The sequence below is a fragment of the Nitratireductor sp. J20-h4 genome, assembly GCF_056780505.1.
The window spans coordinates 3,931,381-3,952,988 of sequence record NZ_CM165557.1 but is presented as its reverse complement, the minus strand read 5'-3'; the positions used below and the strand labels follow the sequence as shown (position 1 = coordinate 3,952,988).

Below are 21,608 nucleotides of genomic sequence, written 5' to 3'. Positions count from 1 at the left end.
CGGCCTCAGGCCGGGACGGCGTGCGCGGGCGCCGGCTCGATGCGGCCGGAGCGCATGGCGATCTGCCTGTCGCAGCGTTCGGCGAGCGTGGGATCGTGGGTGACAAGCAGCAGGGTCATGCCGCGTTCGGCGGCCTCCGCGAACAAGAGATCGGCGATCTGGCGGCCGGTCGCCTGGTCGAGATTGCCCGTCGGCTCGTCGGCGATCAGGATCTTGGGATGTGGCGCCAGCGCGCGGGCGATCGCGACGCGCTGCTGCTCGCCGCCGGACAATTCGCCCGGATAATGCTTAACGCGGTCCTTCAGCCCGACCGCTTCGAGTTCCGACGCGGCGCGGGCGAACGGGTCGTCATGGCCGGCAAGCTCGAGCGGCACGGCGACGTTTTCGAGCGCCGTCATGTTGGGAATGAGATGGAAGGACTGGAAGACGATGCCGATATTGCGGCCGCGAAAGGCGGCGATCTCGTCCTCGCTGCGGCCCACCAGCGGCTCGCCGGCGATCGTGACGGCGCCCGCATCGACGCTTTCGAGCCCGGCGATAACCATCAAAAGGGTCGACTTTCCCGACCCCGACGGTCCGACGATGCCGGCGCGCTCACCGGCGGCGATTTCGAGGTCGACGCCCTTGAGCACATGAACGGATGACGCGCCGCGCCCCAGCGTGAGCTGCACGTTCTTCAGTTCGATAACCGCTTTGGTCACGGAAAAACCATCCTATATGGTGAAGCGACAAGGCGAAATCCCCACGCGCGCCCGACAGGTCGCGTCAGGCACATATGGGAAATACGGCATGGGTTTCAAAGGAACCTTACGCGGGTTCATGTTCGGTGGATTGGCCCTGCTTGTCCAGCTTGGCGTCGCGGCGGCGTCCACGACCATCGTCGGGTTGGGCGACAGTCTGATGGCGGGCTATCAGCTCGCACCGGGGGAATCCTTCCCAGAACGGCTCGAAGCCGCGCTTCGCGCGCGAGGGCACGACGTCGCCGTGACGAATGCCGGGGTTTCCGGCGACACGACCAGCGGTGGGCTGGCGCGGCTCGACTGGTCGGTGCCCGACGACACGGACCTGGTCATTCTCGAGCTCGGGGCAAACGATATGCTGCGCGGCCTGCCGCCGGCCACCACCGAGGACAATCTCGACACGATGATTGCCCGCCTCAAGGATCGCGGCGTCGTGGTCGTGCTGGCCGGCATGCTGGCCGCGCCCAATCTGGGCGCGGACTTCGCCGATGCGTTCAACGCGATCTTTCCCCGTCTGGCCGAAAAACACGATATCGCGCTGATTCCGTTCTTCATGGACGGGGTTGCAGCCAAGGGCGGGCTGCTTCTGGCGGACGGCATGCACCCCAACGCCGAAGGCGTGGAGCGGATGGTGGAAACGGCCCTGCCGGTGGTCGAGGAGAGGCTCGGCGCGCTGAAGCCCGGCGGCGCCGATCACGACTGACGCGAAATAGGCCGTACCCCGCCCCGCGGGCTTGCCGGCGCGGCAAAACGATGATTCGCTGAGGTTAGAAGAGCGATTCGAGGAGGTAGCCATGCCGCGACTTTTCACCGCCCTCGAGATACCCCGCGATGCGAGCCTGTCGCTCTCCCTGCTGCGCGGCGGCCTGCCCGGCGCGCGCTGGATCGACGTCGAAAACTACCATATCACCCTGCGGTTCATCGGCGACGTGCCCGGCCGCGTGGCGGACGATATCGTCAACGGCCTCGACCGGGTGCGGCGGCCGGGATTCCAGATCAACCTATCAGGGGTGGGAACGTTCGGATCGAAGAAGCCGCATGCGCTGTGGGCCGGGGTGGCGCCATCGCCCGAACTTTTCGCGCTGCAGTCGGAGATCGATCGCATATGCCTGCGCCACGGGGCAGCGCCCGATCCGCGCAAGTTTACCCCGCACGTGACGCTGGCGCGGCTGCGCAACGCGGCCCCGCATGAACTCGCGGCCTATCTTTCGGGACGCGGGAACTTCGCCACCGCACCGTTCAGGGTCGCCCGTTTCGTGCTGATGTCGTCGCGTGATTCGGTCGGCGGCGGCCCCTACCTGGTGGAAGAGGCCTGGCCCCTGTCCGGCTCGTCCCAGGGGGCCGCGAGCTTTTCGGCCAGCGCCTCGGATGCCGTGCGGAGCATGCGGTAGACCGTTTCGAAACCGTCGGCGCCGCCGTAATAGGGATCGGGCACGTCGCGCGCCTCGCCGAGCGCGAAGTCCATCAAAAGATGGATCCGGTCGTGCCGGTTGCTGGCAGCGCGCGCCTTCAGTTCCGTCTGGTTGGCGCGGTCCATGGCAAGCACCAGGTCGAAGCGCGCGAAATCCCCGTCCGCGACCTTGCGCGCGCGCTGACCCGTCAGGTCGATACCGTGCCCGGCGGCGATCTCGACCGAGCGCGGATCGGGCGGCGATCCGACATGCCAGCCGCCCGTGCCGGCCGAATCGACCAGAAAACCCCCGGCCGCGCCACGGGTTTGCAGCACATGCCGGAAAACGCCCTCGGCAAGCGGCGAACGGCAGATATTGCCAAGACAGACGAACAGGACGGCATGGCGGGGCTGCGAAGTCATGACATGTGCGTTATCATGAAAACCGGCGGCCGGCAGAATGGGAGTTGGCGATGAAGCGCGAAAAACTCGACGATGCGGCCGTGGCCGAGGCGCTCGCCGGACTGGACGGCTGGCAACGGGCCGCGGATCGGGCGGCGATCACCAAACGCTTCGTGTTCGGGAATTTCAGCGAGGCATTCGGCTTCATGACGCGGGTCGCGCTGGCGGCGGAAAAGATGGACCACCATCCCGACTGGTCGAATGTCTACAAGACGGTCGATATCGCGCTGTCGACGCACGATGCGGGCGGGCTGACGGCGCTCGACGTGGCGCTTGCCAAGGCGATCGAGGCCTGCGCGGGCAAACGGGAGCGCTCCTCGTGAGGCGGAGCGGCAGGATGGATCAGGGACGTGGCGCCAAACCAAGCCGACGACGTTGCCGGCGTTGAGCCGGGAAACGTTCTGAAATCACTGTCCTGCAGGCGTTTCAGCCGGTTTCCGGATGGCGGCCGGACTTGCACCGGCGCGCAGCCGGCACCACATTTGCGACCATGGACAAGATGATGGACAATGAGCGCCTCGCCGAAGTGCTGGGTCCCGTAAGCGAAGCCGAAAACGGCAGGCGCAGGCAGCGCGTGCGCGACAATCTGCGCCGCACCGCGCGGCGTGCGGCCCGTCAGATACCGTTCATGGACGAGGTGATCGCGGCCTATTACTGCGCGCTCGACGACAAGACTCCGACGCGCGTGCGCGGGGTGCTTCTGGCCGCGCTCGCCTATTTCGTGCTGCCGCTCGACACGATCCCCGATTTTCTGGTCGGGTTCGGCTTTACCGACGATGTCGCCGTGCTGACGGCCGCGCTGACGGCGATTCGCGGCCACATCACGCCGGCCCATCGCAAGGCGGCGCGGGAGTTTCTCGACGAACAGGACTGACCGGCGGCCTGTCAGCCGTCGGCGTCAACCCTCGGATCTGCTTCGAGCGCCCGGCGCAGCCGCGCGAAAGCAAGACGGATGCGCGACTTCACGGTGCCGAGCGGAAGCCTGGCGTGGTCGGCGATCTGGCTGTGGGTGAGCCCGTTGAAGAAGGCCAGCCTGATCAATTCGGCCTGTTCGTTGGGCAGCTCGGCCAAAGCGAGGCGGACCCGCTCGTCGCGCTGGCGCGCGTCGAGCCCGTCATCTGGCGCCTCGGCGGGGTCGGGCCAGAAGAACGGGTCGTGCGGATCGATCAGGTGGGACCGGTCGCGGCGAAACCCGTCGATGCGGCGGTTGCGGGCGACACGGAAAAGCCAGGTCGCCAGCGAGGATTTGACCGGATCGAAGAGATGCGCCTTGTGCCACATCACCGCCATCACTTCCTGAGTCAGGTCCTCGGCGGCGCCGGCCCCCATGCCCTGCTTTTGCAGAAATCCATTGATGCGCGGGGCGAAATGATCGAACAACGTCGCGAAGGCGTTTCGATCGCGGCTGGCCGCCACGCGCGCCATCAGGCGGGCATGTTGTGACTGCGGGGCAGGTTGATTGTTGCGCAATCGGCTCCCCATTCACGCCTTTCGGGCGATAACCGCCCGGTAACGACCCTACGAGCGCGGCTGCTGCGGCGCAATACGGCCTTGGGCGTGTCCTGCGTGTGCGGGTCCGGGGGCGCCCACGCCTGACAAACTGTTGCCGTTTTCCTGCGCTCTTTGCCTCAATCAAGGTGTTTCGGCGCAAAATATCCCGTGAGCGCGGTTGGGCCGGAACTGGCGGAAGCGGACGCATTCTCCTCGGTCGGATTCACCTTTTGGTAACTCCGATTAACTAAAATTAAGGCGAGTGCGGCCCGGAAAGGGCACCCGGCAACGGGTTGAACAGGCCAAACACAGGAAAATGGTATCGACATGCGTGCACTGATTTCGTTCCTCGCGGGCGCCGCCGCCATTTTGGTGGTCGCAGGTCCGGCCGGAGCGCAGACCGCGACGAAGGTTGGACAGCACAACGCTTGGGGGACTTATTCCTACCAGTCAGGAAGCGGAAAGGTCTGTTATGTGCTGTCCGTGCCGACCGACAAGCAGCCCGCCTCGCTGGATCACGGAGACATCTTCTTTTTCGTGAGCCAGAAGCCGGGGCAGAACATCGCCTACGAACCGCAGTTTATCGCGTCCTACAATTTCAAGGAAAACTCAAAAGTCCTGGTGAAGGTGGGCGACCGCTCGTTCTCGCTGTTTACCAAAGGCAAGTCGGCCTGGCTGGAAAATGCCGCGGAAGAGCCGCAACTGGTGGCCGCCATGAAAGCGGGTGCCGAAATGTCGGTGAAGGCGGTGTCCGGCCGCGGCAACGACACCAATTACGCCTTTTCGCTGCGGGGAATCACCGCCGCGTTGCAGTCCATCTCAAGCTGTAAATAGGGTTGCGGGCAAAAGGCGTCCGGTCGTGGGACCGCGCGGGCTTGGCCGGCGCGGATTGGCCCGCGGGTCGCAGGCTCAGGCGGCGTTCCTGCGCAAATGGGCCATGCCGGCCAGGATCAGACCGGCGATCTCGGCCACGCGGGCGGGCGAATCCGTGTCATAAAACCGCATGATCTGGCCGGGATCGCGGAAGCGCGCGGTCATCGCCTCGACCAGGTTTGCCGCTTCGCCCGGTTCGCGACCGCCGAGCAGCCCGTCTTCGCCGCAGCGCTGCATGATCGCCTCGAGCTGGGCGTGCATGCGGTTCAAATGGCGCTCGACGATCGAGACATTGGCCATGCCGAGCGCCAGATAGGCCCGGAACAGCTCCGGGTCGTCGGCGTAGCGTGCGCGCTTCAATTCGTACTGGCGCAGGATGAAGCGCACCAACTGCTCGGCCGGGGGCTGGCGGGAGGCGGCGATGTCGGCGAGTTCGCGCTCGATCTCCGCGAACCAGCGTTCGCCGACCGCCTCGAGCAGATCACGCTTGCTGTGAAAGAAGCGGTAGGCGTTCGATTGCGACATGCCGCATTCGGCAGCGATATCCGACACGGTGAGCTTTTTCGGCCCATGGGCTTTGATGTGGCGCTCGGCCGCCTCAAGGAGTTTTTTCCGTACGGCGGCGATGTCGGTTTTCGGTCTCGGCAAATATCAGATCCATCCGCAGGTCCGGCGCCGGCAGCGGCAAACGGCCTCGCCGAAGACCGACTGGACCCGCAGCCGTCGACGGCGGATTTTGTCAGAAGTCGCTGACGAGGGCCGAAGCGGCCGCGAGCGCGCAAGTGATCGGCGCGTTGACCTTGATTGCAAGGCCGAACGGCGCCAGCGCCAGACCGAGATACATCGGAATTTGGCAAATGGAATAAAATCCGTCGGTTATCAGCCTATTTGACCGTTGAAAGATGTGGATAGCCGTCCCGGGATGAGGAAACCGCCGCGTGCGCATAAGAACCAAAACCAGTTTGAAAACAATCGCCAGGATTCCAGGAAACCCGGCATTGCGGTCGCGCCGAATCTGCCGTGTCGCAATCATGACCGGAAAACGGACTGGCAGCTATCAGCCATTTCCCCTCGGCTCACCGCCGATGGCAAAGACCGCTGGAGCGTAATAGAAGACTTTCGTGATAGAAAATGGTTCTTATCAAGTTTCCTGCGCTCGCAGCGCTCCAGTCGCAAGGCGGATGACGCGGGCGCGCGGTTCTGATAAAGCCGCTGAAACTGGAAACCGGCATAAGCCGACCATATTTTGACGCCCATGGCCCTGACGATCGATCTGACCTCCGTCGAGACGCGCAACGCTCTCGCCGCCGAACGCGCGAAATCGGACACACCGACCCTGGTCGGCCTGACCCGGGAGGAGCTTGCCGCCACCCTGGTGGAGAGCGGGCTCGTGCCCGAGCGACAAGCCAGGATGCGCGCGCAGCAGCTCTGGCACTGGCTTTATGTGCGAGGCGTGTCCGATTTCGACGAAATGTCCAATATTTCGCGCGACCTGCGTGAGGCGCTCGGTCGCCATTTCACTGTGGCGCGGCCGGAAATCGTCGAGGAGCAGATCTCGGCCGACGGCACCCGCAAATGGCTGTTTCGCTTTCCGCCGCGCGGCGCGGGACGTCCTGTCGAGGTCGAAACCGTTTATATTCCCGAGCAGGGCCGCGGCACGTTGTGTATTTCCTCGCAGGTCGGCTGCACGCTGACCTGCTCGTTCTGCCACACCGGTACACAGAAACTGGTGCGCAACCTGACGGCCGAAGAGATCCTGTCGCAGCTTCTGACGGCGCGCGACCGGCTCGGCGATTTTCCCCAGCGGGAAACGCCGATGGGGGCGATCGTGCCGGCGGAAGGGCGCAAGATTTCCAACATCGTCATGATGGGCATGGGCGAGCCGCTTTACAATTTCGACCACGTGAAGAAGGCGCTTCTGATCGCCTCGGACGGTGACGGGCTTTCCCTGTCGAAACGCCGCATCACCTTGTCGACCTCCGGCGTGGTGCCTGAAATCTACCGCACCGGCGAGGAAATCGGCGTCATGCTGGCGATCTCGCTGCACGCGGTGCGCGACGATCTGCGCGACATGCTGGTGCCGATCAACAAGAAATATCCGCTGAAGGCGCTTCTGGAAGCCTGCCGGAACTATCCGGGCCTTTCCAACGCCAGGCGGATCACTTTCGAATATGTCATGCTGCGCGACGTCAACGATTCGCTGGCCGACGCAAAGGAGCTGGTGCGGCTGCTCAGGGGCATTCCGGCCAAGATCAACCTGATCCCGTTCAATCCCTGGCCCGGCTCCAATTATCAGTGTTCGGACTGGGAAACGATCGAAACCTTCGCCGACTATGTCAATCAGGCCGGCTACGCCTCCCCGATCCGCACGCCGCGCGGGCGTGATATCCTGGCGGCCTGCGGACAGCTCAAATCGGAATCCGAACGGATGAAGAAATCCGAACGGCTGGCGCTCGAGGCAATGATGATTGCCGGGCACGGCGAGGCTTGATCCGCATTCTTGTCCTGCTGGTCCGCTTCGCGGTTATCATCGTCGCTTATGCGGCCGCTGCGCTGGCGGCGAGCGGTTTCCTGCATGCGATCCTGCTCGGAAGGGCCCAGGCCGAGCTCGGGCAGGGTCCCGGCGATTTGGGCGCCTGGTTGTTCTCGGTCCTGTTCGTGGCGCTGCTGGCCTCGTACTACGCCTTCATTCCCGCAATCGCGGCCATATTGTTCGGCGAATTTTCGCGCCGTCGGGAATGGCTCTATTACGCGGTCTGCGGCGGCGTGATCGCGGCCGCGGTGTCGGCGCTGCTGGATGGCGGCGCCACGGCTGAAGCCGGGTCCCTGATCGACAGGCCGATCCTGTCCCTGCTGGGGGCCGGCATTGCCGGGGGTATCGTCTATTGGGCCCTGTGCGGCCGAAGCGCCGGCCGCTGGCGCGACCGGGCCGAATTCAACGCGCCTGAGCGGTCAGGATCTTGATCGCGAAGGCGGAAAACACGCCCGCGAACAGATAGTCGATCACCCGAGTCACCCGCGGACTTTTCCTCAAGAGGCCGGCAAAGCCGTCGGCCGCCAGCACCATCGGAATGGTCAGCGGCAAGGATAGCGGGATGAACATCAGGCCGAGAAAGAACAGTTTTCCCGACGCGTGCGGGTCGGACACCGAGACGAATTGCGGCAGGAAGGTCATGAAGAACAAAATGATCTTCGGATTGAGCAGGTTGATCCCCAGCCCCGTCGCCCAGTTGCGGTAAAGCGAGCGCGATTTGCCGGCGCGGGTCTCCGGCGAAAAGGCCGAGCCGTTGCGGATCGCCTGCCAGGCAAGCCAGACCAGATAGCCGGCCCCGACGATCTTCAGCGCCAGGAAGGCCTGGGGCGAGGCGACGATCAACGCCGAGAGCCCAAGCGCGACCATGCAGGTGTGGATGACGATGCCGGTCATGGCGCCCACCATGCATGCGAGCCCCGCCGCGCGTCCCTCCGACAGGGCGCGACCCACGAACAGGGTCATGTCGGGTCCCGGGGTGATCGCGATGATGAAGGTCGCGACGGCAAATTGCAGCAGGACGGAAAATTCGGGCACGAACATCGAAACCTGGCACCGGACCATTGTTGCAGTGTCGAGGCTTCGCTTTACAGCATGGACGGCACTGCGAAAAGCTCGCCGCCGAGCCATTTCCGCCAGAATGCATGCCAAGGCGAAGGTCCAAGCTGACAGCGTTTGCCGATGACGCTTCGCAGAAATTCGAACCGAGCCGGATCATTCAGATACAAGTGTTTGATTCTAAGTAATATTCTCAAAATTACAAATTTTGCTGCAGTGCAAATATGATCAAGAATGCAAAAGATATAAATTCAATATAGAATTTATGGTTTGATTGCGAACAATATGAGAAATAAAACTTTCGTATTAGAAGCGACTGCAGCAATATCCTTGAAAATCACCGGATTGCACAAATGTTCGCATAGATTATTCTTGATGTGCTGAAAAATGCTACACGCATATCAGGGAGGAAAAAATGACGACCGATAAAATTTCGCGGCGACACTTTCTGAAAAACAGCTCGATCGCCGGGGCCGGCGCGGTGGCGACGACCACGCTGGCGACGCCGGCGGTTCTCGCGCAGGCCCCGATCACGTTGAAAATGCAGTCGTCCTGGCCGTCCTCGGACGTCTTCCAGGAAATGGCGCAGCAATATGTCGAACGCGTCGAGGAGATGGCCGGTGGTCGGCTGAAAATCGACCTGTTGCCGGCCGGCGCCGTCGTCGGCGCCTTCCAGGTGCAGGACGCCTGTCACGACGGCATCATCGATGTCGCGCACACGGTTCCGGTGTACTGGTACGGCAAGAACAAGGCCGCGTCGCTCTTCGGCACCGGCCCCGTGTTCGGCGCCAATGCGACCGAGATGATCGCGTGGATGTATCACGGCGGCGGCAACGAGCTTTACCGCGAACTGACCCAGGACGTTCTGGGCCTCAACATTGTCGGCTTCTTCGCCTTCGGCATGCCGGCGCAGCCCTTCGGGTGGTTCAAGGACGAAATCACCAGCGCCGACCAGGTCGCAGGCCTTAAATACCGCACGGTCGGCCTGGCGGCCGACCTGTTCCAGGCGATGGGAGCGGCGGTGGCCCAGCTTCCGGGCGGCGAGATCGTGCCGGCGATGGAGCGGGGTGTGATCGATGCGTTCGAGTTCAACAACCCGACCTCCGACAGCCGCTTCGGGGCGCAGGACGTGGCCAAGAACTACATGCTGGCGTCCTATCACCAAGCCTCCGAATCGTTCGAGTTCATCTTCAACAAGGACAAATATGAAAGCCTGCCGCCCGATCTGCAGGCGATCCTGAAATACGGCGTGGAGGCCGTGCATCTGGCCAATACGGCGCTGGCGCTCCATCAATATTCGACCGATCTGGAAAAGCTGCAGACGGAGGCCGGCGTCAACGTCAAGCGCACGCCCGACGACGTCCTGAAGACCCAGCTCGACGCCTGGGACGAGATCCTGCCGCCACTGATGGAGGATCCGTTCTTCGCCAAGGTGGTGGAAAGCCAGAAGGAATGGTGCGAGCGGGTGGTGTTCTACAGCCTGCAGAACGCACCGGACTACCGTCTGGCCTATCAGCACTATTATCCGGGCAAGCTCTGATCGTCTCGCAGGGCCCGGCCAGGGCCGATCTGCGTCCGGCTCCGGAGGCGCGGTATGGTCGCAAGCGGCGGGTTTCGGACTCGAGACCCGCCGTGCGCCGCGCGCACTCCGGACGACGACCGGCCCTGGCGTGGCGGGATGCAGCCGATAGGCGGCCGCGTCCCCCGCTCACGGCTTGCGGTTGAGCCTGGTCAAGACAATGCGGGGCTAAGGGTGATGCGAAGCTATATAAGGTTTGCCGACAAATTGTCGGCCTGGTTCGGCAAGGTGTTCGCGTGGTGCGTGCTCGTGATGACCCTGGGGGTCGGTTACGAGGTTTTCGTGCGATACGCGCTCAACGCGCCGACGCCGTGGGCGTTCGACCTGTCCTATATGATGTACGGCACGATGTTCATGATGGCGGGCGCCTATACCTTGTCCCGCGACGGTCATGTGCGCGGCGACTTCGTCTACAGGCTCTGGAAACCGGCGACGCAGGCCAAGGTCGAGCTCATCCTGTATTTGCTGTTTTTCTTTCCCGGCGTGCTGGCGCTGGTCATTTCCGGCTGGAAATACGCCGGACGCTCCTGGCGCTATTTCGAAGTCTCCAGCATGAGCCCGGCCAACGTGCCGATCTTCCAGTTCAAATCGGTGATCATCGCAGCCGGCATCCTGCTGGTCTTCCAGGGCGTGGCCCAGGTTTTCCGTTGCGTGCTCACGATCCGCACCGGCGCGTGGCCGCTTCCCGAAGAAGACGTCGAGGAGCTCGAGACGAGGCTGCAGAAGGCCGGCCGTTCGGTGCTGGCGCACGGCTCCGAAGCGATCGACATCGTCACCCCGAAGGAAAGGCGTCCATGACCGATCCGCAAATCGCGATCCTGATGCTGGGCTTGTTCATTTTCGTCATCATGCTCGGCTTCCCGATCGCCTTCACCCTGATGGCGATGGGTATCGGCTTCGGCTATTACGCCTATTTCGACGCGGAGCGCATGCGCACCCTGTTCGACAATCGCATCTTCGATCTGTTCGTCAACCAGACCTATTCGGTGATGGCCAACGACGTACTGACAGCGATCCCGCTATTTTTGTTCATGGGCTATATCGTCGAGCGGGCCAATATCGTCGATCGGCTGTTCGAGACGCTGAGCGTCGCGAGCCGCCGGTTGCCAGGGTCGATGGCGGTCGCGGCGCTGATCACCTGCGCGCTGTTCGCCACCGCCACGGGCATCGTCGGCGCCGTCGTGACGCTGATGGGGCTGCTTGCCTTTCCGGCCATGCTCAGGGCGCGCTACGACGAGCGTTTCGCGTCGGGTGTGATCTGCGCCGGCGGGACGCTCGGCATCCTGATCCCGCCCTCGATCATGCTGATCGTCTACGCCGCGGCCTCGGGCGTGTCTATCGTACGGCTTTATGCCGGCGCGCTGCTGCCGGGCTTCCTGCTGGCCGGCATGTATCTGATCTACATCGTCGGCCGCGCCACGCTGCAGCCGTCGCTCGCCCCGCGCCCGGAAGAGCCAGACGAACCGATCCCGACGACACGGCTGGTCGTGATGTTGCTGACATCCTTCTTTCCGCTGGCGATCCTCATCCTGTCGGTGCTTGGCGCGATCCTGTTCGGTCTGGCCACACCCTCGGAGGCGGCGGCGATCGGGGCGATCGGCGGGCTCGTGCTGGCCGCCGCCTATCGCGCGCTGACCTGGGACAGGCTGCGCGAGTCGGTCTATCTGACGGTGCGCACGACCGCCATGGTGTGCTGGCTGTTCGTCGGCTCGTGGACGTTCGCCTCGGTGTTTTCCTATCTCGGCGGCGAGCAGGTCGTGCGCGAATTCGTGGTCGGCATGGATCTGACGCCGCTGCAGTTCCTGATCCTGGCTCAGATCATTATCTTCCTGCTCGGCTGGCCGCTGGAATGGTCAGAAATCATCATCATCTTCGTGCCGATCTTCCTGCCCTTGCTGCCGCTTTTCGACATCGATCCGCTGTTCTTCGGCATTCTGATCGCGCTGAACCTGCAGACGTCCTTCCTGACGCCGCCAATGGCGATGTCGGCCTATTACCTCAAGGGGATCGCGCCGCCGCATGTGCGCCTGACGCAGATCTTCGCCGGCTCGCTGCCCTATGTCTTCATGGTGTTCGTCACCATGGTCGTGCTCTACGTGCTGCCCGACATCGTGCACGCGCTGCCGAAACTGTTCTACGGGCGGTGACGATGGTCAGGCACGCGATCGACCGCATCTCGGAGAGGTCCCACCATGCTCGTTGACCGCCTGTTCGCCCTGCTGGCCTATGCGCTTCTGGCCGGGTTTCTCGGCATCATCGCCGTCAAGGTCCATCGGGTCGACCTCTACGTCGCCTGTCTGATCGGCCTCGGGCTGTCCGGTTACGACATGTGGCGCTCGCTGTTTCGCGGCGACCGATAGGACAGGGCGCTGGTCAGTCGCGCGCGGGCTGGCTGGCGGGAACGCGCAACGAATAACCGCCGCCGTCCCAGAACCAGACGAATTCGTCGTCCTCGCCCGGCGGCAGCGCCACTAGGTCGGGCCAGCCGTCGGTTGCCGCGCCCGGATCCCAATGCAGCGCCATGCCCTCGCTGTTGAACACTTCGTGCCAGTCGGCCGCGGCATGCGCGCGGGCGTGTACGGTCACGTTGCAGCCGGTATCGCCGAAATAGGAACTCGCCCCGCACAGGCTGGCGACCAGAAGCGCGCGCTGCGCATCGAGATCAACACGCCGCGCCTGGATCTGTGGGGCAAAACCGGCGGCGGCGCGGAAACGCGCGATCTCGTCGGCAAGCAGCTTCGTTGCAATGTCGACCGCCTCGCCGGTCTGTTCGAGCGTGATCGCCTCATAGGCCGACATGTCGCGCGGCGAGCATTCCGGCGCGACCGCTTCGATGGCCTTGCGCGAGCCGCGCAGCGACAGGCGCGCCTGCACGACAGTCGGGCCTTCCCCGACCTCGACCGACATTTCGCCGCCGCTCTTCAGCGGATCGAGCAGTTCGCGCGGCACCTTGAGCGCGACGCCTCTCCCGCTGGAGACGCGTTCAAGTTCGAAATCGGACCGGTCGATCCGCAACCGGGCGGTGTCGGGCAGGGCCTGGGCGTCGGTGTCGGCGGCGACGCGCAGGAGCAGCGTCCAGCGCTGTTCGCGGCAGTCGAGCTGCACGGCCTCGACGCGGCGGGCGGCAACAGGCGGGGGGGCGTATGCGATGGCGCCGAAAGGTGCGACCGTCCAGCGTTCGGCGGCCGATACCGGGCCGGCAAGACCAAGCAGGGCCGACAGCCCTGCCCCCGCGATCGCGAGGCCGCCAATCCGGCCGCGGAGCAGCCAATGCCGCGTGGCGCGCGTATGAGCTGGTGGCAAAGGTTTTGTCCCGCTTCCCGATTCGAACCCCGCGCAAGATTAACCGATCGCGAAACCGGCGCAAACCGGGCCTCGACGGCTGCGTCGCGTAGCCGTTTCAGCAGACCAAGGGTGCCGCAACCGAAGGCGAGGCGACAGCCTTGCCCGGCCGCGCTTTCCTGATAAAAGGGCAGCGACTTCAAGGGGCGCATCCGGCCTTGCCGTCCGGCGCCGGCAATTCGAAAGACGAGAAATCCCATGAGCAAGTGGAAAGACGTCAAGAAGGTCGTGCTCGCCTATTCCGGCGGCCTCGATACCTCCATCATCCTGAAATGGCTGCAGACCGAACTCGGCGCGGAGGTGGTGACCTTCACCGCCGATCTCGGCCAGGGTGGCGAATTGGAGCCGGCGCGCCAGAAGGCCGAGATGCTGGGGATCAGACAGATCTATGTCGAGGACGTGCGCGAAGAGTTCGTTTCGGATTTCGTCTTTCCGATGTTCCGGGCCAATGCGCTCTACGAGGGGGTCTACCTGCTCGGTACCTCGATCGCCCGGCCGCTGATTTCCAAACGGCTGGTCGAGATCGCCGAGGAGACCGGCGCGGACGCGATCGCGCATGGCGCGACCGGCAAGGGCAACGATCAGGTGCGCTTCGAGTTGTCGGCCTACGCGCTCAATCCCGACATCAAGGTGATCGCGCCGTGGCGCGACTGGGAGTTCAAGTCGCGCACGGCGCTGCTGGATTTCGCCCAGGCGCACCAGATCCCGATCGCCAAGGACAAGCAGGGCGAGGCGCCGTTCTCGGTCGACGCCAATCTTCTGCACTCCTCCTCGGAGGGCAAGGTGCTGGAAGACCCGTGGTCGGAGGCGCCCGAATATGTCTATCAGCGTACCATCTCGCCGATGGAGGCACCCGATACGGCGACCGAGGTCACGATCTCTTTCGTCAAGGGCGATCCGGTCGCCATCGACGGCAAGGCGATGTCGCCGGCCGCGATCCTGACCGCGCTCAACGATCTCGGCCGCGACAACGGCATCGGCCGCATCGACCTGGTGGAAAACCGCTTCGTCGGCATGAAATCGCGCGGCGTCTACGAAACGCCGGGCGGCACGATCCTGCTTGCGGCGCACCGGGCGATGGAATCGCTGACGCTCGATCGCGACGCGGCGCATCTGAAGGACGAGTTGATGCCGCGTTACGCCGAGCTGATCTATAACGGTTTCTGGTTCTCGCCGGAGCGCGAGATGCTGCAGGCGCTGATCGACAGGAGCCAGGAAAACGTCGAGGGCGAGGTGCGGCTGAAGCTCTACAAGGGCAATGTCATCGTTGCCGGCCGGCGCTCGCCGAAATCGCTTTATTCCGAAGCGCTCGTCACCTTCGAGGATGATCGCGGCGCCTATGACCAGAAGGATGCCGAAGGCTTCATCCGGCTCAATGCGCTGCGTTTGCGCACGCTGGCGGCGCGCGACCGGCAACGGTAGCGCAGAGCGCGCGGCGCGGCGATCATCGCGCCGTGCCGCCCTGGCCGGCTCTGGCGCAACCATTGGCGGGCCGTGTCGGTTGACGTCTTTCTAAATCGATTTAGAAAACATGGCGCAACAGGAGAGCGGGCGGTGCGGGCAACCGGAACGTCATCCACGGAGCTGAAGCGCGGGCGCTGGGCCGTCGCCGCGATCTTCCTGGTCAACGGGTTTCTGGTCGGGTCCTGGGCGCCGCAGATACCGGTTACGCTCGACCGCCTGCAGATCAGCGAATTCACGCTCGGCCTTCTGATCCTGGGTTTCGGCGCCGGCGCGCTTATCGCCATGCCGACGGCCGGCTATCTGATCGCCCGGTACGGCTCTACGCCGGTGCTGCGCGTGCTGGCGCCTGCCTGCTCGTTCGGCCTGTTGGGCGTGGCGATGGCGCCAGGTCTTGCCAGCGTGGCGTTGGCGCTGGTGGCGTTCGGCGCGCTGATCGGCGGCACGGACGTGTCGATGAACGCCAACGCGGTGGCGGTGGAGCGCCGGCTCGGCCGCGCCATCATGTCGTCCTCGCACGGATTCTGGAGCCTCGGCGGCTTTGCCGGCGGCGGGCTCGGCGGGTTCGCCATCGTGGCGCTCGGCCCTGTCGGCCACGGCCTCGCCGTGACTGCGATCGCGCTTCTGGCGACGCTGGTCGCCACGCGGCATTTGTCGGGCGAGGCCTCGCCGGAGGTGGCGTCCGGCAGGCGTTTTTCCCTGCCGCGCAATCCGCTCGTCTATCTGGTCGGCCTGATCGCGTTGTTTTCCATGGTGCCCGAGGGCGCGGTTCTCGACTGGGCAGCGCTTTATCTGCGCCAGGAACGCGGCGCGGACCTTGCCACGGCCGGGCTCGCCTTTGCCGGTTTCTCGGGAACGATGGCGCTGATGCGCTTTGCCGGCGATGCGGTGCGCGACCGGCTCGGCGCGGTGACGACCTTGCGGGTTTCCGGCCTGGTCGCCGCCGCCGGCATGATGGTGGCGGCCTGGTCGCCCGATCCGGCGCTGGCGATCGTCGCCTTTGCCCTGTCCGGACTGGGTATCGCCAATATGGTGCCGATCGCCTTTTCCGCCGCCGGCAATCAGGACGACATCTCCGCCGGCGCCGGGCTGAGCACGGTGACGAGCATGGGATATGCCGGGCTGCTGGTGGCGCCGTCGGTGATCGGCTTCATCGGCGAGCGCACCGGCTTTGCGCCGATCTTTGCGGTGCTGTCGGGACTGCTGGTGCTCGTTGTGGTGATGGCGGGCTTGGCCAGAAAAGCCGAATTCGCGCGCGGCGGACCGTCTCACTCGGCCGCATAGCGCTTGAGCCCTTCATGCAGAAAATCGGCGACCCGGCGGATGCGCGGGCTCGTGCGCACGTCGCGATGCATGGCGAGCCACATCGGCAATACCGGCAGCCGCATTCCGGGCAGCAACGCCTCGACACCGTCGTCGCGGTCGATTAGCGGCCGTTGAAAGAACCCGACGCCGTTGCCGGCGCGGATCGCCTGCCAGTAGACGATCTGGCTGTCGCAGCGGAAGCGGAAGGCGTGACGGTCGGCCTCGACGCCGAAACGGGCAAAACCCTCGATGATGCTGGCGTCGCGGTCGAAACCGACAAGGTCGTGGGCGACGAGATCGTCGGGTTGTCGCGGCCGGCCGCGGCGTTCGAGATAGGTGGTGGCGGCGCAGGCAAGGAGCGGGATGTCAGCGATCTTGCGCGTGACAAGATCGAGCTGGGCGGGTTTGACCATGCGGATCGCGATATCGGCGTCGCGGCGCAGCAGGTTTTCGACCTGATTGGAGGCGACGATCTCGATCTCGATGCCAGGCTCCTCGACCGCCAGCGCAGCGGTAAGCGTCGGCAGGGCGTAGGCGGCCATCACCTCGCTGGCGGCAATCCGCACCGTTCCCGAAACCTGCTCGCTCGCCCCCAGCGCAAGCCGTGAAAAGGCCGCGGCCTGCTCGCGTATGGCGCGGGCCCGGTCGAGGAGCGCCGCGCCGTCCTCGCTCAGCACATAACCGCCGCGGCCGCGCCGGAACAAGGTCACGCCAAGCGCCCGTTCCAGCTCCGCCACGTGCCGGCCAAGCGTGGGCTGGCTGGACCGCAGGCTGCGCGCGGCCGCAGACAGGCTGCCGGCCTCGGCCACCGCCACGAAACTCTTGATCAGATTCCAGTCGAGATCGTCGGCCATCCGGGACCGTTTCTATTCATTCATGAATATCTAGACTGCAAGTGACTGCAATTTCAATTCAATGAAGAATAAAGCATCTTGCTCCCGACAGAGCAAGGGAGTTTCACATGCAGACGATTGTCATTCTCGGCGCGGCGGGACGTATCGGCGATGCGGCCGCGCGCGCTTTCCTGGACGCTGGTTGGCGGGTCAAGGGCGTGGCGCGGGGGGCCAAGGGGGCGGCGCTGGCGCCGGGCGTCGAAGCCGTGCAGGCGAACGCCTTCGATCGCGAGGCGCTGGCGGCTGCCTGCCTTGGCGCCGACATTGTCCTCAACGCGCTCAACCCAGCCTATACGGAGTGGGAGGAAAAAGTGTTGCCGATGGCCGAAAACGTTATCTTCGCCGCTGAAAAGGCGGGGGCGACGCACATGGTGCCCGGCAATGTCTATAATTTCGGCTACGAAATCGGGCTCGAAACGACGGAGGACGCGCCCCAGGTCGCCTCCACGCCGAAGGCGCGCATCCGCATCGCCATGGAAGAGCTGTTCGCGGCGCGGGCGCGCGAGCGCGGCGTGCGCACGATCGTGCTGCGCGCCGGCGATTTCTACGGTGGACACCGGCCGGAAAGCTGGCTCGACATCTTCATTCTCGCCAAGCTGCGCAAGAATATCTTCACCTGGCCGGGCTCGATGGATGTGCCGCATGCCTTTGCCTATCTGCCAGATCTGGCGCGCGCCTTTGTCATGGCTGCGGAAAAACGCTCCGGGCTGGCAAAATTCGAGCGCTTTCATCTGGCCGGCCATACGCTGACCGGCGCCCAGTTCAAGGCGGCGACGGAACAGGCGCTGGGACGTCCGCTGACGCGACGCGGCGTGCCGTGGACGCTGGTGCGCGCCGGCGGCCTCTTCGTGCCGCTTTTGCGCGAGGTGGCGGCGATGTCCTATCTGTGGCGCACGGCGCATTCGCTCGACGGCGGACGGTTCGCTCGGCTGATCGGGCCGGAGCCGACAACCGAGCCGGCCACGGCGACCGGCCAGGCGATCGCCGATCTCGGCCTCGATGCCCCGCGGCGGCGGGCCGCCTGAGCCGCACGGCGGTCGGCCAGCCCGGTCAGATCCTACCGAGCAGGGCCAGGATCAGGATCACGAGCAGGATCGCGCCGACGAGCCCGGACGGGCCGTAACCCCAGGCCCGCGAATGCGGCCAGGCGGGAACCGCGCCGATCAGGATCAGGATCAGGATGATGATGAGAATGGTGCCGAGCGTCATGATGCTCCCTCCGATGCGTGGCTAACACACATCAATGCGCGAAGGGCGCTACGGTTCCCGAGCGCTCGAGGAGAACGGGAGCTTGATCGCCGTCCCGGCCTGCTATTCCGCCGCCTTGGGATAGCCCGATGTCAGGTCGACGTCGGGTTTTCCGGCCGTCGGCTCGGCCTCCTTCCTTGCGCCGCGCCGGCGGAAGAGGCGATTGAGGAAAGCCGAGACCTTGGAATCGTTGCTGCGGGTGAAGATCATCAGCAGCGACGGGGTGACCACCAGCGTCAGCACGGTGGAGAAGGCGAGGCCGAAGACGATCGAACTCGACAGCGCGATCCACCACTGCGTCGACGGCGCACCATAGGTGGTCTCGTGGTTCATCAGTTCCAGATTGACGCCGAAGGCGATCGGCAGCACGCCGAGGATCGCCGTCACCGCCGTCAGCACGACCGGGCGCGCGCGCTCGCGGCAGGTCTGCAACACGGCTTCGAGCTTGTCCCAGCCCTCGTGGCGCAGGCGGTCGTAGGTGTCGATCAAAACGATGTTGTTGTTCACCACGACACCGGCCAGCGCGATGATGCCGATGCCGGTCATGACCACGCCGAAGGGCTGGCCCATGATCAAGAGCCCGAGCAAGACGCCAATGGTCGACATCACCACCGCCGACAGAACCAGGCCGACAGACATGAACTTGTTGAGCAAGGCGAGCAGGACCACGAAAATCAGGAAGATCGCGGCGCCGAACGCCTTCGACAGGAACTCGCCCGCCGCCTTCTGCTCCTCGTCCTCGCCCGCGAGCTTCCAGCGGATGCCGCTGGCGTCGAGATTCATCGCCTCGAGATTGGCGATTACCTTCTGACGCACGGCGTCGGCCTGAACGCCCTCGCGGATGCCGGCGTCGACGGTGACGGTGCGCACGCCATCGATGCGGGTCAGAATGCCGGTGCGTAGCGCCGGCTCGCGGCTGACGAAGTTCGAGATCGGCACCGAGCCTTGTGCCGTCTCCACCCGCAACTGGTCGAGCGTGGCGAGCGTGCGCCGGTCCTCCGGCAGCCTCAGGCGGATATCGACGGCATCGTCGGCGCCCGCCGGACGATAATCCGACAGTTTCAGTCCGGTGGTGACGAGCTGGACCACCGTGCCGACCGCGCCCGGGCCGATGCCGTACTGGGCGGCCTTGGTGCGGTCGACCTGGATCTCCCAATCGATGCCGGGCGGCGGCAGGCCGTCGCCGATGTCGATTACATCGGGAATGGTGGCGAGCATGGCCGCCGTCTTGCCGGCGACCTCGTCCAGCCCGGACGGGTCGTTGGCGGAGAGCTGGACCTGGATCGCCTTGCCGGTCGGCGGGCCGGCGTCGGGCACCGACACTTCGATCTCGGCGCCGGGGATGCCGGTCATGGCGACGCGCAAATCTTCCAGGATGGCGCTTGCCGGCTTGCGCTCGCGCCAGTCGAGAAATTCGTACTGGATGACGCCGACGACATCCTCGTCGATTTCGGCGCCGCCGCCGCGCACGCTGCCGACACGCGTGTAAACGGTCTCGATGCCGGGCCAGCCGAGAATGCGCTCTTCCGCCTGGCGCACCAGAGCGTCCTGCTCTTCCAGCGAGAGGTTGCCGCGCGCATGGACGTAGAGCAGGCCGTATTCCGGCTCGACATTGGGGAAGAATTCGACACCCTTGCCATAGGTGGCGTAGGCGTAGGGCACGGCGACCAGGGCCGCGAGCGAGGCAAAGGTGACGATGAAAGGGTGGCGTACGGCGCGCCGTACGAAACGCATGTACCAGCCGTCGCGATGCTCTTCCTCGATCACCGGCTTTGCAAACAGCGCGCCGAGCGCGGGCGTGAAGACCAGGGCGTAGATCAACGACGACGATAGCGTGACGATCAGTGTGATCGGCATGTATTTCATGAACTCGCCGACGATGCCGGGCCAGAACAGGAGCGGCGAGAAGGCGGCCACGCGCGTCGCCGTCGCCGCCACGACCGGGCCGGCCATGCGTTTGGCGGCAAGCGAAAAGGCCTCGGCCTTGGGCATGCCTTCCGTCATGCGCCGCTCGGCGAATTCGGTCACGATGATGGCGTCGTCGACCAGCATGCCGACGGCCAGGATCAGCGAGAACAGCACGACGATATTGACCGTATAGCCGGCCAGCGACAGCCACATGATGCCCATCAGGAAGGAGGCCGGGATGGCCAGGCCGATCAGCATCGAGGCGCGCCCCGACAGCGCGTACAATATGACCACGAAAACCAGGATGACGGCGGTCAGGACGCTGTTTTCGAGGTCGCCGAGAAGCTGGCGGATGACGGTCGACTTGTCCTGGCTGAAGGACACCGTCGCGCCCTCGGGCAGGATCTCCTGGAACTGGGTGGCGACCGCTTTCACCTTGTCGACCGTCTCGACCAGATTGGCGCCGGTGCGCTTGGACACCTCGATCGCGATCGCGGGGCGTCCGTCGAGCCGGGTGATCGTCTCGGCGTCCTTGAAGGTGGAGCGGATGGTGGCGAGATCGCGGGCGCGCACAACCGCATCGCTGTCGGCGACGATCGGCAAATTGGCGACGTCCTCCACCGTCTCGATCAGAGACGGAACCTTGACGGCGTAGCGGCCTTCATCGCCCTGTAGCGCGCCGGCGGCGACGAGCGAATTGTTGGCGTTGACGGCGGCGACCAGCTGGTCGAGCCGCAACCCGTAGGACGACAGCTTGACCGGATCGATAATGACCTCGACCAGATCGTCGCGCGCACCGCGCAAGGCCGCGTCGAGCACGCCGGTAACTTCCTCGATGCGGTCGCGCAGCTCGCGCGCCGCGGCCGTCAGCGCGCGCTCGGGCACATCGCCCGACAAGGTGACGACGAGGACGGGGAATTCCGAGATATTGACCTCGTTGACGCTCGGTTCGTCGACGCCCTGCGGCAGGTCCTGCTCGGCGTCTGAAACCTTGTTGCGCACGTCGTCGAGCGCCTTGTCGAGGTCGGCCCCGGCTTGGAACTCGACCACGACATTGCCGCCGCCCTGATAGGCGCTCGACCGCATTTCCTTGATGCCGCTGATCGATTTCAGCCGCGTCTCGACCGGTCGCAAGAGCAGGCGTTCGGCATCCTCCGGCGAGATGCCCTGATAGGTCATGCTCACATAGATGATCGGAATCTGGATGTCCGGCTCGGCTTCCTTGGGAATGGCCTGATAGGCCATCGTGCCCGCCACCAGGAAGAACAGCAGGATCGAAATCGTCAGTCGCGCATTGCGGATGGCGTAGTCGACGATACCCATCACG

Annotated in this window: 24 protein-coding genes; 14 read left to right on the top strand and 10 right to left on the bottom strand. The window is 64.7% G+C overall.

All coding sequences use genetic code 11. The features are described 5' to 3' along the window. Window positions 1–5 precede the first annotated feature (5 nt). Window positions 6–701 (bottom strand): ABC transporter ATP-binding protein, encoded by a 696-nt coding sequence (locus tag ACT2B0_RS19050; protein WP_473459874.1) that lies wholly within the window; start codon window positions 699–701, stop codon window positions 6–8. A gap of 88 nt (window positions 702–789) precedes the next feature. On the opposite strand from ACT2B0_RS19050, the gene ACT2B0_RS19045 reads away from it, so the two are divergent. Both ACT2B0_RS19045 and thpR read left to right on the top strand, forming a co-directional pair. Then, window positions 790–1,443: an arylesterase gene (locus tag ACT2B0_RS19045; RefSeq protein ID WP_348419351.1), complete on the top strand. Its 654-nt coding sequence runs from the start codon at window positions 790–792 to the stop codon at window positions 1,441–1,443. Window positions 1,444–1,534: 91 nt separating this feature from the next. Beyond that, a complete protein-coding gene (gene thpR / locus ACT2B0_RS19040; protein WP_348419352.1) occupies window positions 1,535–2,131 on the top strand; it encodes an RNA 2',3'-cyclic phosphodiesterase in 597 nt (198 codons plus the stop codon). On the opposite strand, the gene ACT2B0_RS19035 is transcribed toward thpR, so the two are convergent. Further along, window positions 2,035–2,553: a low molecular weight protein-tyrosine-phosphatase gene (locus ACT2B0_RS19035; protein WP_473459872.1), complete on the bottom strand. Its 519-nt coding sequence runs from the start codon at window positions 2,551–2,553 to the stop codon at window positions 2,035–2,037. The two genes, thpR and ACT2B0_RS19035, sit on opposite strands and share 97 nt — an antisense overlap. Before the next feature lie 50 nt (window positions 2,554–2,603). Here ACT2B0_RS19035 and ACT2B0_RS19030 point away from each other — a divergent pair, with 50 nt between their 5' ends. Beyond that, window positions 2,604–2,915: a 4a-hydroxytetrahydrobiopterin dehydratase gene (locus ACT2B0_RS19030; RefSeq protein ID WP_473459871.1), complete on the top strand. Its 312-nt coding sequence runs from the start codon at window positions 2,604–2,606 to the stop codon at window positions 2,913–2,915. Window positions 2,916–3,094: 179 nt separating this feature from the next. After that, window positions 3,095–3,466 (top strand): YkvA family protein, encoded by a 372-nt coding sequence (locus ACT2B0_RS19025; protein WP_473459870.1) that lies wholly within the window; start codon window positions 3,095–3,097, stop codon window positions 3,464–3,466. Between the two features lie 11 nt (window positions 3,467–3,477). Here the strand turns inward: ACT2B0_RS19025 and ACT2B0_RS19020 are convergent, their stop codons facing one another. Continuing rightward, complete coding sequence (locus ACT2B0_RS19020; protein WP_473459869.1) at window positions 3,478–4,017, bottom strand: sigma-70 family RNA polymerase sigma factor; 540 nt, start codon at window positions 4,015–4,017, stop codon at window positions 3,478–3,480. 393 nt (window positions 4,018–4,410) lie between these two features. On the opposite strand from ACT2B0_RS19020, the gene ACT2B0_RS19015 reads away from it, so the two are divergent. Further along, window positions 4,411–4,917, top strand: coding sequence for an invasion associated locus B family protein (locus tag ACT2B0_RS19015; RefSeq protein ID WP_348419357.1), 507 nt, complete (start codon window positions 4,411–4,413; stop codon window positions 4,915–4,917). A 75-nt stretch (window positions 4,918–4,992) separates the two neighbouring features. On the opposite strand, the gene ACT2B0_RS19010 is transcribed toward ACT2B0_RS19015, so the two are convergent. Then, window positions 4,993–5,604, bottom strand: a complete 612-nt coding sequence (locus tag ACT2B0_RS19010) for a TetR/AcrR family transcriptional regulator (RefSeq protein WP_473459868.1) — start codon at window positions 5,602–5,604, stop codon at window positions 4,993–4,995. A 91-nt stretch (window positions 5,605–5,695) separates the two neighbouring features. Continuing rightward, window positions 5,696–5,989 carry a methyltransferase gene (locus ACT2B0_RS19005; RefSeq protein WP_473459867.1) on the bottom strand — a complete coding sequence of 98 codons (294 nt, stop codon included), beginning with the start codon at window positions 5,987–5,989 and terminating at the stop codon, window positions 5,696–5,698. Window positions 5,990–6,211: 222 nt separating this feature from the next. Between ACT2B0_RS19005 and rlmN the strand changes: the two genes are divergently transcribed. Together rlmN and ACT2B0_RS18995 are read left to right on the top strand one after the other, a co-directional pair. Continuing rightward, on the top strand, window positions 6,212–7,447 hold the full coding sequence (gene rlmN / locus ACT2B0_RS19000; protein WP_348419359.1) for a dual-specificity RNA methyltransferase RlmN: 1,236 nt from the start codon (window positions 6,212–6,214) through the stop codon (window positions 7,445–7,447). Then, window positions 7,444–7,920, top strand: a complete 477-nt coding sequence (locus tag ACT2B0_RS18995; protein ID WP_348419360.1) for a hypothetical protein — start codon at window positions 7,444–7,446, stop codon at window positions 7,918–7,920. The genes rlmN and ACT2B0_RS18995 overlap by 4 nt, the downstream gene beginning before the upstream one ends. On the opposite strand, the gene ACT2B0_RS18990 is transcribed toward ACT2B0_RS18995, so the two are convergent. Continuing rightward, complete coding sequence (locus tag ACT2B0_RS18990) at window positions 7,892–8,530, bottom strand: LysE family translocator (RefSeq protein ID WP_348419361.1); 639 nt, start codon at window positions 8,528–8,530, stop codon at window positions 7,892–7,894. The genes ACT2B0_RS18995 and ACT2B0_RS18990 overlap by 29 nt on opposite strands. A 430-nt stretch (window positions 8,531–8,960) precedes the next feature. Here ACT2B0_RS18990 and ACT2B0_RS18985 point away from each other — a divergent pair, with 430 nt between their 5' ends. From ACT2B0_RS18985 to ACT2B0_RS18970, 4 genes are all read left to right on the top strand, one after another. Beyond that, window positions 8,961–10,085, top strand: coding sequence for a TRAP transporter substrate-binding protein (locus tag ACT2B0_RS18985; RefSeq protein WP_348419362.1), 1,125 nt, complete (start codon window positions 8,961–8,963; stop codon window positions 10,083–10,085). Between the two features lie 216 nt (window positions 10,086–10,301). Then, the gene (locus ACT2B0_RS18980) at window positions 10,302–10,922 is read left to right on the top strand and encodes a TRAP transporter small permease subunit (protein WP_106570254.1); all 621 of its coding nucleotides are present in this window, start codon (window positions 10,302–10,304) and stop codon (window positions 10,920–10,922) included. After that, window positions 10,919–12,271, top strand: coding sequence for a TRAP transporter large permease (locus tag ACT2B0_RS18975; protein WP_473459866.1), 1,353 nt, complete (start codon window positions 10,919–10,921; stop codon window positions 12,269–12,271). The genes ACT2B0_RS18980 and ACT2B0_RS18975 overlap by 4 nt, the downstream gene beginning before the upstream one ends. A gap of 45 nt (window positions 12,272–12,316) precedes the next feature. Beyond that, window positions 12,317–12,484: a hypothetical protein gene (locus ACT2B0_RS18970; protein ID WP_473459865.1), complete on the top strand. Its 168-nt coding sequence runs from the start codon at window positions 12,317–12,319 to the stop codon at window positions 12,482–12,484. Between the two features lie 13 nt (window positions 12,485–12,497). Here ACT2B0_RS18970 and ACT2B0_RS18965 read toward each other — a convergent pair whose 3' ends face one another. Further along, on the bottom strand, window positions 12,498–13,427 hold the full coding sequence (locus ACT2B0_RS18965) for a hypothetical protein (RefSeq protein ID WP_473459864.1): 930 nt from the start codon (window positions 13,425–13,427) through the stop codon (window positions 12,498–12,500). A gap of 237 nt (window positions 13,428–13,664) precedes the next feature. On the opposite strand from ACT2B0_RS18965, the gene ACT2B0_RS18960 reads away from it, so the two are divergent. Both ACT2B0_RS18960 and ACT2B0_RS18955 read left to right on the top strand, forming a co-directional pair. Beyond that, window positions 13,665–14,888: an argininosuccinate synthase gene (locus tag ACT2B0_RS18960; protein WP_473459863.1), complete on the top strand. Its 1,224-nt coding sequence runs from the start codon at window positions 13,665–13,667 to the stop codon at window positions 14,886–14,888. Between the two features lie 132 nt (window positions 14,889–15,020). Beyond that, window positions 15,021–16,211 carry an MFS transporter gene (locus ACT2B0_RS18955; RefSeq protein WP_473459862.1) on the top strand — a complete coding sequence of 397 codons (1,191 nt, stop codon included), beginning with the start codon at window positions 15,021–15,023 and terminating at the stop codon, window positions 16,209–16,211. Here ACT2B0_RS18955 and ACT2B0_RS18950 read toward each other — a convergent pair. After that, window positions 16,196–17,086: a LysR family transcriptional regulator gene (locus ACT2B0_RS18950; RefSeq protein ID WP_348419368.1), complete on the bottom strand. Its 891-nt coding sequence runs from the start codon at window positions 17,084–17,086 to the stop codon at window positions 16,196–16,198. The genes ACT2B0_RS18955 and ACT2B0_RS18950 overlap by 16 nt on opposite strands. A 107-nt stretch (window positions 17,087–17,193) precedes the next feature. Here ACT2B0_RS18950 and ACT2B0_RS18945 point away from each other — a divergent pair, with 107 nt between their 5' ends. Beyond that, on the top strand, window positions 17,194–18,150 hold the full coding sequence (locus tag ACT2B0_RS18945; RefSeq protein ID WP_473459861.1) for an NAD-dependent epimerase/dehydratase family protein: 957 nt from the start codon (window positions 17,194–17,196) through the stop codon (window positions 18,148–18,150). A 25-nt stretch (window positions 18,151–18,175) separates the two neighbouring features. Here the strand turns inward: ACT2B0_RS18945 and ACT2B0_RS18940 are convergent, their stop codons facing one another. Both ACT2B0_RS18940 and ACT2B0_RS18935 read right to left on the bottom strand, forming a co-directional pair. Beyond that, window positions 18,176–18,334 carry a DUF3309 family protein gene (locus ACT2B0_RS18940; RefSeq protein ID WP_348419370.1) on the bottom strand — a complete coding sequence of 53 codons (159 nt, stop codon included), beginning with the start codon at window positions 18,332–18,334 and terminating at the stop codon, window positions 18,176–18,178. 102 nt (window positions 18,335–18,436) lie between these two features. Continuing rightward, window positions 18,437–21,604: an efflux RND transporter permease subunit gene (locus tag ACT2B0_RS18935; RefSeq protein WP_473459860.1), complete on the bottom strand. Its 3,168-nt coding sequence runs from the start codon at window positions 21,602–21,604 to the stop codon at window positions 18,437–18,439. Between the last annotated feature and the right edge of the window lie 4 nt (window positions 21,605–21,608).